This window comes from Micromonospora sp. NPDC047762 (genome assembly GCF_043204655.1).
GTDB lineage: Bacteria > Actinomycetota > Actinomycetes > Mycobacteriales > Micromonosporaceae > Micromonospora.
The window spans coordinates 1-12,389 of sequence record NZ_JBIDCQ010000006.1 but is presented as its reverse complement, the minus strand read 5'-3'; the positions used below and the strand labels follow the sequence as shown (position 1 = coordinate 12,389).

Here is a 12,389-nt window from a genome sequence, read left to right as displayed (position 1 = left end):
AGCCACCGACAGTAGACGCGAGGCCCGACACTTGACCAGCCGACGGGCCCGGGTCAGGCCCGTACCCGGCCGACGTACAGTTCTGCCCCGTGTTGGACGTGATCGGCCTGACCTCGGCTGAGGAGGAGCTCTACCGCTGCCTGCTCCAGCTCACCACGGCCCGCATCGACGAGTTGGCCCGTCGCCTGCACCGACCCCGGGAGCAGGTCGCCGCCCAGGTCGAGGCACTGCGCGGCAAGGGCCTCGTGCAGCGCAGCGACGCCGACCCGGACGCCCCGCTACGCCCGACCGCCCCGGACGTCGCCCTCGGCGCGACGCTGCTGCGGCGTCAGGAGGACCTGGAGTCGGCCCGCCGACTGGTCACCCAACTGGCCGAGGAGTACCGCTCCGGGCTGCGCCGACACCACGTCGACCATCTGGTCGAGGTGATCACCGGCGCCCGGGTTCTCCGGGACCGTCTGCGCGACCTGCAGAACTCGGCGCGTACCGAGGTGCTCTGGTTCTGCCGGGCCAATCCCCTCGCCATGGCCGGCCCGGAGAACGTCGAGGAGTTCGACGCGCTGGCCCGTGGGGTGAGCTACCGGGCCATCTACGAGCGTGACCTGCTGCTGGAACCGGGCGCGTTGGCCGACCTGGCCAAGGGGGTCGCCGCCGGGGAGCAGGCCCGCGTCCTGGACCGGCTGCCGGTCCGACTGGCCATCGTGGACGCCCGCACCGCCATCTGCCCGTTGGTGCCCGACCGCGACGGCGGCGAACCGAGCGCCGCCGTGATCGGTCGCAGTCAACTGCTCGACGCGCTGCTCGCCCTCTTCGAGAGCCACTGGCGGGTGGCCACCCGGCTGCGCCTCGACGACCCCCTCGCCGTCGCGGCCCCCGAGCCTCGACGGCCGGAGCCCGCGGACCAGCCGGGCGACGGTTACCAACCCGACGCCGACGAGGCCCGGCTGCTGTCGCTGTTCGTGGCGGGCGTACCGGACAAGTCCATCGCCTCCCAGCTCGGGGTGAGCCGGCGGACAGTGCAACGGCGCATCGCCGACCTGATGGCCGCCGCCGGCGTGGACACCCGGCCCGGGTTGGCGTTCCAGGTGGCCCGACGCGGCTGGCTCTGACGCGAAAAGGGTCCGCCGTCGACCGACGGCGGACCCTCGACCGGCAGGGCGGGACGGCCAGGCCGCCCCGCCCCGCCCGATCACCGCAGCCCGTACGCCTGGAGCACCGTCTGGTCGACGGTGTTCCCGGCCCGGTCGGCGGCACGCACCCGCAGCGACACCGTTCCGCGCCCCGCCGGCACGGTAGCGGTGTACCGGGTGCCCGACCCCGTGGTCGGCGCGTTGCGCCAGGTGACGCCCCCGTCGAAGGAGACCTGCACCCGGACGCTGGCACCGGTCGGCCTCGGCGCCCCGGCCGGCTGCCGCAGGGTCAGCCCGAGCTGGTGCGGCCGGTTGCCGCGTACCGTGCCGCGCAGGTCGGCCGGCACCCGGTAGTCCACCTGGAGCAGCGACAACGGCGTGGCGGCGTCGCCCGCCGGTCGGGCCGAGGTGAACTCCCAGGCCGTGTCGGTCCGCGTGCCGTAACGCCACTCGACCGAGGACCGCTGGGTGGTCACGTCCAGGCGGTACCGGGCGGCCCCGGCGGTCGTGGGCACCGACGCCCAACCCTCGGAGAGGTCCGCGATCTGCTGCCCGTTGCGGCTGACCCGGGCCGTGACGGTGTCCGACTCCTCACTCTCGCCGGCCACGCTGTAGTGCCCCTCGGCGTCGACGAACTCGGGCACCCGCAACTCCAGGTTGTCACCGGTGCGGGTGGGCACCGGCGCACCACGGGCCGGCACAGCCGGGCGGAGCACCGGCGCGTGCCAGGTCTCGGTCACCCGGTCGTCGGCGGCGTAACGCCGCGGCTGCTGGGTCAGACCACCCGTCAGCTGCCCCCACTGCATGAACATGATCTTGTGCAGCACCCGTTGCTGCCACCAGTTGTCCCCGGAGCTGACGAACTCCCGTCGGGTGGTGCCGGTACGGACCAGCCGCTGGTTGTCGTTCCAGGCGGTGTCCTGCCACGGACGCCACCCGAACCGCTGCTCGCTGGCCCAGTCCCCGCCGACGTTCCCGTAGTGGGTGGTCACCTCGGCGGTGTTGCGGTCGGTGACCTTGTGCAGGATCCGCTCCGGGACCCGGCCCTTCGAGACCTGCCACACGTCGTACAGGTACGGACTGTCCACCGTCAACGTCAGGTCCAGCGTCGTGTGACGCTTCCGGACCGCCGCGATGATCTTCTGGCCGTCGTCGTACGCCACCGCCATCGACGGGATCGGCAGCCGGTCACCCAACGGGGTCCACGACGTCCACGCGCTCTGGTCGGCCGGGCGGACGATCAGCGCCACCTTCGCGCCAGCGGCAGCCGCCGCCGCGATCTGCTCCTCCTCCGAGGCGTCCGGGCTGGTGGTGAGCAGCGCCGCGGCACCGCGTACCCGGGTCAGCTCGGCGGGGGTGCCGGTGCCGGCCCAGACCAGCGGCAGCTTGCGCCGCTCGGCCGTCGCCGGCGAGTAGCCCATCAGGTTGATGTCCAACGGACCGGACACCCCGCTGATGGTCGCGTCCACCATCGGCGCGACCAACTGCCAGCGCGACGCGAACTCGAACTCGCCCTGGCGTACCGCACGGGTCGGGGTGACGTTGACCTGCTGGATGGTGCTGAAGGTCATCACACCGTGGTCGACCTGCCGGCCGTTGCCGAAGACCCGGTGCTCGTAGAAACTGATCGTCGAGCGCTGCTCGGAGGGCTTCGGCGTCTCGATCCGCACCGGGGTGCCCTTGCGCGGGTCGAGGACCACTGTGAGGTCCCGGTCGACGAGCAGCTCCGGGTCGGTGACCAGGGTGATCTGCTCGTCCAGCGGGGCACCGTGCTCGATCAACGCCTGGACCAGGTAGGGACCCTCCTCGACCTGCAGCTGCACCTCGCCGCCGACCCACCCGAGCCAGTCGGATTCGGGCTGCTCACCGAAGAGGGTGAGCACCGACGCGAGACCCGGCTGACCCTGCATGTCCAGCGCCCGCACGGTCACGGTGTGCAGCGGGCCGCTGAGGGTGAGCGCGACAGCGGTGCGCACCGCGACGCCGTCCGCGCCGGTGGCCACCAGCCACCCGCTGTGCACACCCCGGTCCAGCTTCGCCGGGTCCGCCCGCAACGGCACGGCGACGCTGCCGCCGGCCGGAACCGTCACCTCGACGCCACCAACCGTGACCCCGTCGGTCTCGGCCGCACGGGTGTCCAGGTTGCGCAGCTCCAGGGCCAACCGCAGGGTCTGCGGGGCCGTGCCACCGTTGGTGTACGTCACGGCCCGCTCGACCGGCACGCCACCGGTGCTGAGCCGGCCGAAGTCAGCGGTGCCGGAGGAGTACACCCGCTGGCCGAGCGCGCGGGCCACGTCGACCCGACCGGCGCCCTGCTCGAAAACGGTCAACGCCGGGTTCGCCTTCGTGGTGCTGACCAGCGCGTCCTTGAGCTTCGCGGCGGACCAGTCGGGGTGTTCCTGCGCGAGGATCGCCGCCGCCCCGGCCACGTGCGGAGTGGCCATCGAGGTGCCGGACGCGGTCGTGTACGCGTCGTCCACCGGCGTACCCATGGCGGTGCCGGCGGCCCGGGCGGCGACGATGCCCACGCCCGGCGCGGTGATCTCGGGCTTCAGGCCGTTGTCGCCGAGGCGCGGACCCCGGCTGGAGAACTCCGCCAGCTCGTCGGCACGGTCCACCGCGCCGACGGTCAGCGCCGCCGCGGCCGCGCCGGGCGCACCGACGGTCCGCGCGGCACCCGAGTTGCCGGCGGCGACCACGAACAGCGCGCCGGTCTCAGCGGTCAGGTCGTTCACCGCCTGGCTCATCGGGTCGGTGCCGTCGGTCGGGTCGCCACCGAGGCTCATGCTGACCACCTTCGCGCCGGAGTGCGCGGCCCACTCCATGCCCGCGATGATCGACGAGCTGTAGCCGGAGCCACCGTCGTCGAGCACCTTGCCGACCAGCAACCGCGCACCCGGGGCCACGCCCTTGCGCAACCCGTCGGACGCCGCCCCGCTGCCCGCGATGGTGGCGGCCACGTGGGTGCCGTGGCCGTGCCCGTCGCGGGCGCTGCCGCTGCCGGAGAAGTCCTGCGCCTCGGCGACCCGACCAGCCAGGTCGGGGTGGGTGGCGTCGACGCCGGTGTCGAGCACCGCCACCTTCACGCCGGCACCGTCGCGGCCGGCGGCCCAGGCGATCGGAGCGCCGATCTGCGGCACGCTGTGCTCCAGCGTCGGGCGGACCTTCCCGTCCAGCCAGATCCGCGCGACACCGCCCCCGAGCCGGGCCGGCGAACCAGCTGTCGCCCGCTGCCCGGGCGCGCCGCGCAGCGACGTCCACAGACCACCCAGGTCACCCTTGCCGACCCGCAGCGCCGCCCCGTTGATGCTCTCCAGCGGACGCGCGTCGGTCGCGCCGGCCAGCGGCCGGACCCGTCCGCCGGCCGGCTCCTGATAGCGGACGATCAGCGGCAACGCGCCCTGCGCGGCGTCGCCGTACCCGTCGGCCGCCAACTCCTGCACGTCGAACAGGTCGGGGTCGAGCACCCCCGCGGAGAGGTACGGCATGACGTCGCTGGGCAGCACCCGCAACCCGCCGTCGGCCTCGACAGTCTGGAAGGCGATCCGGTCGCGCCCCGGGCCGGGGTGCACGGTGGCGGCGACCCGACCGGGTGCCGCCTGCACCAGGTCGACCTGGTCGCCGGTGATCAGAGTGATGCGGACGGGTGCGTGCTGGGCGGGCGTGCCCGACGTCGGGCCGGTGGGCCGGGCGGGCGGGTCGGCGGACGCCGGTGCGGCGACGCCGACCACCAACGCGCCGACCGCGCCGACGGCGAGCCAGCGTGGGGACCAGTGCATGCGATGGGCTCCTCTACTCCTCCAGGCCCGCCATCCGTAGATGAGGGCCGATCGGAGTCTGCGTCGGAGCGTGTCACCAGGTCACTAGTCGCAAGCCGCCGCAGCGGCGACATGTCGTCAGGTGGACAACTGACATCCACCGACCGTGTGCGCCACCGTCACCGGCGGCTGCCACGCCAACCGTGCACGGGCAGACCGAACTTGGCCACCAGCCGGTCGGTGAACGGACGTGGGCGCAGCCGCACGATGCGCACCGGCAGGGCACCCCGACGCACCGTCACCCGCGCGCCGGGCGGCAGGTCGTAGACCCGCCGCCCGTCGCAGGAGAGCACGGCGAGGGTCGTGAACGGGTCGACCGTGATCACGAAGGTGGATGTCGGAGCCGTCACCAACGGGCGGCTGAACAACGCGTGCGCGCTGATCGGCACCAGCAGCAGCGCCTCCACCTCCGGCCAGACCACCGGGCCGCCACCGGAGAACGCGTACGCGGTGGAACCGGTGGGGGTGGCGCAGACGACACCGTCGCAGCCGTACCGCGACAGCGGCCGGCCGTCCACGTCGACGAGCAGCTCCAGCATCTGGGCCCGCTCGCCCTTCTCGATGCTGATCTCGTTCAGCGCCCAGGACTCGATGGTCGGCCCACCGTCGAACTCGGCGGTGACGTCCAGGGTCAGCCGCTCGTCGACCGTGTAGTTGCGACTCACGACGTCGCGCACCGCGACGTCCAGATCGTCGATCTCCGCCTCCGCCAGGAAGCCCACCTTGCCGAGGTTGATGCCGAGCAGCGGCGCCTTCGCGGGTCGGGCCAGCTCGGCGGCGCGCAGGAAGGTGCCGTCCCCACCGAGCGCGAAGACGATCTCGGCGCCCTCGGCGGCCTGCGGGCCGCCGACCGGCACCACTCCGGGCAGGTCGAGGTCCTCGGCCTCGTCGGCGACCACCCGTACCTCGAAACCGGCGTCGATCAGGTCGGCGGCGACCGACCGGGCGTGCTCGGTGCTACGCCGACGACCGGTGTGGGTCACCAGCAGCGCGGTCCGGCTCATCGGGCCACCCGCCCACGCCGAACCGGCCCGCGTCGCGTCACCGGCGCCGACACCTCGGCCCGGCCGCGTGTCACCGCCCGGCCCACTGCGGCGCCCTCACTGCGCGCGTTCACCCTGCGACCTCCTCCGCCGCCACGTCCGGCACCGCGCCGGCCGTCGTCGAGCCGTCCGGCCCGGCCGCCACCACGGCCCGCACCCGCTCCGGGTCGGCCGCTGGTGCGCCCCGGCGCAACCATACGAAGAACTCCACGTTGCCGCTGGGCCCGGGCAGCGGACTGGCCGCCACGTCGGCCAGCCCGAGGCCGAGCCGTGCGGCCGCCGCGGCCACGTCCAGCACCGCTTCGGCGCGCAGCTCCGGATCGCGGACCACACCGCCGGCGCCGACCCGGTCCTTGCCGACCTCGAACTGCGGCTTGACCATCAGTGCCAGGTCACCGTCGTCACGGGTGCAACCGGACAGAGCCGGCAGCACCAGTCGCAGCGAGATGAACGACAGGTCGGCCACCGTGAGATCGACCTGGCCGCCGATCGCGTCCGCATCGAGGGTACGGACATTCGTGCGCTCCAGGACGCGGACCCGCTCGTTCGTCCGCAGCGGCCAGGCGAGCTGCCCGTAGCCGACGTCCACGGCCACCACCTCGGCCGCGTCGGCGCGCAGCAGCACGTCGGTGAACCCACCGGTCGACGCTCCCGCGTCCAGGCAACGCCGCCCGGCCACGTGCAGCCCACCGGGGGCGAACGCGGCCAGCGCGCCGGCAAGCTTGTGCCCGCCTCGGGAGACGTACTCCTCGGCCGGGTCCGCACCGGTGACCAGGAGCGGGTCGGCGGGGTCGACCATCGCGGCCGCCTTGCGGGCAACCACGCCCCGCAGTTGGACCCGGCCGGCCTCCACCAACGCGGCGGCCTGCTCACGGGAGCGGGCCAGACCGCGGCGGACGAGTTCGGCGTCCAGCCGGTTACGACGTGCCATGGGTGGTTCTCCGGTCTGCTCAGGCCTGGTCGTCCCGCTCAGGTCTGGTCGATGGTGGCGAGGGTTTCCCGCAGCGTCTCGTAGGCCGCCTCGTACTGGGCGATCTGGTCGGCGGGAGCGAGCGTCGCCGCGTTGGCGATGGCCCGCACGGCGGCGTCCACCGCCGGATGCCGTGCCTCGTCGTCCCCGAGATCCAGCGGCGGTCCAGGACGGGCACCCACCGGCGGGCCCGGGCGGGCCGGGAACGACCCACCAGCCGGCGGACCGGGGCGGGCCGGGAACGACCCACCAGCCGGCGGACCGGGCCGGGTCATTCGGCGTCGTCCGGCCGCTGCCTGCGAATCGCCGCCTTCTTGGCGGGCATCACAGCCGGCGTCGGGATGTCCTCGTCGGCCGTCCGGCTGATCGTCGCCGGCGGCTTCTTGGCGATGGCCTTCTTGGCGACCGCCTTCTTCGCGACGGCCTTCTTCGCCACCGGCGCGGAGACCGGGGCGCCGGCCGAGGCGTCGGACGGCACGAGACCGGTGCCGGGCTTCGCGGCGACGGTCGGGTCGGGTTGTGGCGTGGGGCCGGCGGTCGGCGCTTCGGCCGGCTCGGTGGACCGCGCCTCCCGCAGCTGCCGCTCCAGATCGTGCACCCGCCGGGTCAACTCGGCCACCTCGTCGGCGGTGGCCAGACCGACCGCGCCGAGGGCCCGGTCGACCTCGAAGCGGACCAGCTTGGTCAGCGCCTCCCGGTTGGCGGCGCCGGTGGTGACCAGTTCCTCGCCGAGGGCCTGGAGTTGGGCGGCGGTCGCGCCGCCGGAGCCGACGAGGCGACGTGCCACGTCCTGGGCCTTCTTCCGGGGCGCCTCCGCAAGGCCCATGGCCAGCTCGAGGTAGGCGCGCCACGCGTCCTGCATGCCTGAGTCCTTCCACGGGGCGGGGTGTGCAGGTGTCACGCTACCGGGCACCCCCGACCGACCCGTGCGGTACGGTGCCGAGGACGGCGTGGCGATCACCGAGGGGGAGATGTGGCCAGCGTGGACGAGTGCCGGCAGGCGTTGCAGGAGCTGGCCGCCCGGTTGGATCGCAACGCCGAGACCGTGCGCGAACGGATCGACCTGGACCGGACGCTGGCCTGCCGGATCACCGACCTGGACACCGCGTTCCACGGCCGGATCACCGGCGGCCGACTGGTCGAGCTGACCGACGGCGACGACCCCAAGGCCAAGATCGCGCTGAGCACGTCCAGCGACGACCTGCTCGCCCTGGTCCGTGGCGACCTGGACGTCACCGGCGCGGTGACGTCCCGCCGGGTGTCGATCAAAGCCAACCCGTTCGACCTGCTCAAGCTGCGCAAGCTGCTCTGACGACCGCCCGGCTCACGCCGCCGCGGTCAGACCGAAACTCTCCACCGCGTGGGCCGCGTCCGAGCCCACCGGACGGATCTTCGGCAGCGCCGGCACCGACGCCGACCAGGCCACCGCGCAGAGCGCCGCGAGGGCGTCCAGCGGCCGACCGGCCCCGGCCAGTTCCAGCGTGCCGTCCCGATCGGTCACCGACCAGCCGCCAGCGTCCGCCGGGCCCGGGACCCGCACGGCGGCAGCCGGGTCGAAGAGCCCCGCCAGGTCTTTCGCGACGTACGTGGGACGTCGCCGCGGCTCGGCGGCCAGCAGCTCCGGTACGCCGTGCACGCCAGTGAGCACGAGCAGGCTGTCCAGCCCGGCCCGGCGGGCACCCTCGATGTCGGTGTCCAGCCGGTCACCCACCACCAGGCTCCGCCCACCACCACTGCGCCGGGCAGCGGTCTCGAACAGCGCCGGCTCCGGCTTGCCGACCACCACGTCGGGGTCTCGCTCCAGTGCGGTACGCAGCACGGCGACCAGCGACCCGTTGCCGGGCAGCGGTCCCCGCCCACTGGGCAGGGTCCGATCGGTGTTGGTGGCGATCCAGATCGCACCCGCCCGCACCGCCAGCGACGCTTCGGCCAGCTCGGCCCAACCGACCTGCGGGCCGTACCCCTGCACCACCGCCGCCGGCTTCTCATCGGCCTGGGTGACCGGGTTCAGGCCGACCGCGCGCAGCTCCGCGCGCAGCGCCTCCGCGCCGACCACCAGCACCGACGCGCCGGCCGGCAGCCGGTCACGCAGCAACTCGGCCGAGGCGGCAGCGGAGGTGAGGACCTCCTCCGGTCGGGCCGGCACGCCCATCCCGGTCAGCAGGTCCGCGACCTCGCTGGACCGGCGCGACGCGTTGTTGGTGGCGTACGCCACCGCCCGTCCCTCGGCGTGCAGCCGGGCCACCGCGTCGACGGCGCCGGGGATCGGCCGGTCGATCAGGTAGATCACGCCGTCCAGGTCGAAGACGACCAGGGTGTACCCGTCGACCAGCCGCTCCCCCACGCCCGCGCTCACCGCTGCGTCGACCCCGACTCGTCGTCCCGGGCCGGCACGGTCCCGTCGGCGTTCGCCGCGTCGCCGTTCGCCGCGTCCCGGTCCGTCACGCCGCTGTCGCCAGTGGTAGCCGCGTCGGCGTTGCCGCTCCCGGTGGGGTGACGGTCCTCGTCCTCGTCGTCGAAGCCTTCGTCGTCAGCGGGGCGGCCGACAGCGTCGTCCTCCTCGTCGTCGTCGAAGTCCTCGTCGTCGTCGTCGACATCGTCGTCGTCGTCGTCGACATCGTCGTCGTCGTCGACATCTTCATCGTCGTCATCGTCATCGTCGTCGCCGGCCAGGTCGGCGTCGGGTCGGGTCGGGACCGCGCCGGGAGCGCCCGGGCCTGCGGCGATCTCCTCGGCGGCCTCGTCCTCTTCGTCACCCTCGATGACCACGCCGTCGAGTTCGAGCAGCCGCTCGGCGGCGTCGGTCTCGCCCTCGGTGTCCACGTCGGCAGCGCGGGAGAACCATTCGCGGGCCTCCTCGCGCCGACCCACAGCGAGCAGCGCGTCGGCGTAGGCGTACCGCAGTCGGGCCGTCCACGGCACGGTGGCCTCGTTGGTGAGGTCCGGAACCTGGAGCATCGCGACCGCGGCGTCCTTCTGCCCGAGGTCACCACGCGCGCCGGCGGCGACGATCAGCAGCTCGATCGCCACGGCCTGGTCCAGCTTCTCCCGGTCCGCGCCACGGAACAGGTCAATGGCCCGCTCCGGCCGGCCGAGAGCCCGCTCGCAGTCCGCGAGCACGGCCAGGTGGCTCTGCAGTCCACTCATCCGGTGGTACGTGCGCAGCTCGGCGATCGCCGACTGCCACTCTCCCGCCCGGTACGCGGCCAGACCGACCGCCTCACGGACAGCGGAGATGCGCGACGCGAGCCGCCGGGCGGCCAGCGCGTGCGCCAACGCCTCGGCCGGGTTCTCGTCGATCAGCTGCCCAGTGGCGACCAGGTGCCGGGCCACCGTCTCGGCGACCGGCTTGTTCAGCGAGAGCAGCTCAGCGCGGACGTCCTTGTCGAGGTCGGTCGCGACAATGTCGTCCGGCAGCGCCGGGGCCGAGCTACGCCCGCCCTCGGACGACTCGGAGCCACCCGCCCTGTCATCGCGACGGAACTCCCCCTCGCGACGCGGCCGCTCGTCGGACCGGAAACCCCCGGTACGCTCGCCGCCCCGGTAGCCGCCCTCGCGGTCGCCGCCCCGGAAACCACCCTCACGCGGGGCGCCCGAGCGCGAACCGTCCCGGTCCCCGCCCCGGAAGCCACCTTCGCGACGGTCACCGCCACGGAAGCCACCCTCACGGGGAGCGTCCGAACGCGAGCCGTCCCGGTCCCCGCCCCGGAAACCACCTTCACGGCGGTCGCCGCCCCGGAAGCCACCGTCGCGGTCACCGCCCCGGAAACCACCTTCGCGCGGCGGGCCGGAGCGAGTGCGGTCACCACCCTGGTAACCGCCCTCACGGCGGTCGCCACCACGGAAACCACCCTCACGGTCACCACCCCGGAAGCCGCCCTCACGCGGCGGGCCCGAACGCGAGCCGTCGCGGTCGCCGCCCCGGAAGCCGCCCTCACGGCGGTCGCCGCCCCGGAAGCCACCGTCGCGGTCACCGCCCCGGAAACCACCCTCACGCGGAGCGCTGGAACGCGAACCGTCACGGTCGCCGCCACGGAAACCGCCCTCACGGGGAGCGCTGGAACGCGAACTGTCACGGTCGCCGCCACGGAAACCGCCCTCACGACGGTCACCACCACGGAAACCACCGTCGCGGTCACCACCGCGGAAACCACCCTCACGCGGAGCGCTGGACCGCGAACCGTCACGGTCACCGCCACGGAAGCCACCCTCACGGGGAGCGCTGGAACGCGAACTGTCACGGTCGCCGCCACGGAAACCGCCCTCACGACGGTCACCACCACGGAAACCACCCTCGCGGTCACCACCGCGGAAACCACCTTCGCGGCGGTCACCGCCACGGAAACCACCCTCGCGGTCACCACCACGGAAGCCACCTTCGCGGCGGTCACCGCCACGGAAACCACCGTCACGGTCACCGCCCCGGAAACCACCCTCACGCGGCGGGCCCGAGCGCGAACCGTCACGGTCACCGCCGCGGAAACCACCCTCGCGGTCACCACCGCGGAAACCACCTTCGCGGCGGTCACCGCCACGGAAACCACCGTCACGGTCACCGCCCCGGAAACCACCCTCACGCGGCGGGCCCGAGCGAGTGCGGTCACCACCCTGGTAACCGCCCTCACGACGGTCACCACCACGGAAGCCACCCTCACGCGGAGCGCTGGACCGCGAGCCGTCGCGGTCGCCGCCACGGAAGCCACCCTCACGGGGAGCGCTGGACCGCGAGCCGTCACGGTCGCCGCCACGGTAACCACCCTCACGGCGGTCGCCGCCCCGGAAACCACCGTCGCGGTCGCCACCTCGGTAGCCGCCTTCGCGCGGAGCGCCCGAACGCGAGCCGTCGCGGTCGCCGCCACGGAAACCACCCTCGCGGGGAGCGCCGGACCGGAAGCCGCCCTCACGCGGAGCCCCCGAGCGGGATCCATCACGGTCGCCGCCCCGGTAGCCGCCTTCGCGCGGAGCGCTGGAGCGCGCGCCGTCGCGGTCGCCGCCACGGAAACCACCCTCGCGGCGGTCACCGCCTCGGTAGCCGCCCTCACGGGGGGTGCTGGAGCGCGAGCTGTCCCGGTCACCACCACGGGAGCCAGAGTCGCGGCCGCCGGCGTATCCGCCTCGGGCACCGCCGCTGTCGCGGTCTCCCCGGTACGGGGGCCGGCCTTGGTCGTCGCGGCGTGGGCCGCGGTCGCGTCCGCCCGCACCGTCAGTACGGTCTTCGTAACGACGGGGACGGTCTCCGCCCTGCGGTCCTGAACTCACAGGTACATCCTTCCTGATTGCGCCACCAATGGCGCTACGCAGTCGAGGGCCGACCCTGATGGGGCGGCCCTCGACTGGAAGATTGTCCGGCGGTGTCCTACTCTCCCACACCCTCACGAGTGCAGTACCATCGGCGCTGGAGGGCTTAGCTTCCGGGTTCGGAATGTAA

Annotated in this window: 10 protein-coding genes and 1 rRNA gene; 3 read left to right on the top strand and 8 right to left on the bottom strand. The window is 73.7% G+C overall.

The window, feature by feature from the left end; translation table 11 throughout:
* The first annotated feature begins 89 nt into the window (after positions 1-89).
* Positions 90-1,109, top strand: a complete 1,020-nt coding sequence (locus ACGF3C_RS19355; RefSeq protein ID WP_357234659.1) for a helix-turn-helix domain-containing protein — start codon at positions 90-92, stop codon at positions 1,107-1,109.
* A gap of 80 nt (positions 1,110-1,189) precedes the next feature.
* Here the strand turns inward: ACGF3C_RS19355 and ACGF3C_RS19350 are convergent, their stop codons facing one another.
* From ACGF3C_RS19350 to ACGF3C_RS19330, 5 genes are all read right to left on the bottom strand, one after another.
* On the bottom strand, positions 1,190-4,909 hold the full coding sequence (locus ACGF3C_RS19350; RefSeq protein WP_393223663.1) for a S8 family serine peptidase: 3,720 nt from the start codon (positions 4,907-4,909) through the stop codon (positions 1,190-1,192).
* Positions 4,910-5,067: 158 nt separating this feature from the next.
* Positions 5,068-5,952, bottom strand: coding sequence for an NAD kinase (locus ACGF3C_RS19345; RefSeq protein ID WP_355008441.1), 885 nt, complete (start codon positions 5,950-5,952; stop codon positions 5,068-5,070).
* A 109-nt stretch (positions 5,953-6,061) separates the two neighbouring features.
* On the bottom strand, positions 6,062-6,922 hold the full coding sequence (locus tag ACGF3C_RS19340; protein ID WP_357230076.1) for a TlyA family RNA methyltransferase: 861 nt from the start codon (positions 6,920-6,922) through the stop codon (positions 6,062-6,064).
* A 38-nt stretch (positions 6,923-6,960) separates the two neighbouring features.
* Positions 6,961-7,236, bottom strand: a complete 276-nt coding sequence (locus ACGF3C_RS19335) for a hypothetical protein (protein WP_357230074.1) — start codon at positions 7,234-7,236, stop codon at positions 6,961-6,963.
* Positions 7,233-7,823: a phasin family protein gene (locus tag ACGF3C_RS19330; RefSeq protein WP_393223660.1), complete on the bottom strand. Its 591-nt coding sequence runs from the start codon at positions 7,821-7,823 to the stop codon at positions 7,233-7,235. Before ACGF3C_RS19330 ends, ACGF3C_RS19335 begins: the two co-directional genes overlap by 4 nt.
* 111 nt (positions 7,824-7,934) lie before the next feature.
* On the opposite strand from ACGF3C_RS19330, the gene ACGF3C_RS19325 reads away from it, so the two are divergent.
* Complete coding sequence (locus ACGF3C_RS19325; RefSeq protein WP_355008437.1) at positions 7,935-8,273, top strand: SCP2 sterol-binding domain-containing protein; 339 nt, start codon at positions 7,935-7,937, stop codon at positions 8,271-8,273.
* A 12-nt stretch (positions 8,274-8,285) separates the two neighbouring features.
* Here the strand turns inward: ACGF3C_RS19325 and ACGF3C_RS19320 are convergent, their stop codons facing one another.
* Both ACGF3C_RS19320 and ACGF3C_RS19315 read right to left on the bottom strand, forming a co-directional pair.
* On the bottom strand, positions 8,286-9,317 hold the full coding sequence (locus ACGF3C_RS19320; RefSeq protein WP_355008436.1) for an HAD-IIA family hydrolase: 1,032 nt from the start codon (positions 9,315-9,317) through the stop codon (positions 8,286-8,288).
* Positions 9,314-10,294: a tetratricopeptide repeat protein gene (locus ACGF3C_RS19315; RefSeq protein ID WP_393223653.1), complete on the bottom strand. Its 981-nt coding sequence runs from the start codon at positions 10,292-10,294 to the stop codon at positions 9,314-9,316. Before ACGF3C_RS19315 ends, ACGF3C_RS19320 begins: the two co-directional genes overlap by 4 nt.
* Between ACGF3C_RS19315 and ACGF3C_RS19310 the strand changes: the two genes are divergently transcribed.
* A complete protein-coding gene (locus ACGF3C_RS19310) occupies positions 10,283-12,214 on the top strand; it encodes a hypothetical protein (protein ID WP_393223651.1) in 1,932 nt (643 codons plus the stop codon). The genes ACGF3C_RS19315 and ACGF3C_RS19310 overlap by 12 nt on opposite strands.
* Positions 12,215-12,304: 90 nt before the next feature.
* Here ACGF3C_RS19310 and rrf read toward each other — a convergent pair.
* Positions 12,305-12,389 (bottom strand): 5S ribosomal RNA (gene rrf, locus ACGF3C_RS19305); the annotation flags it as partial.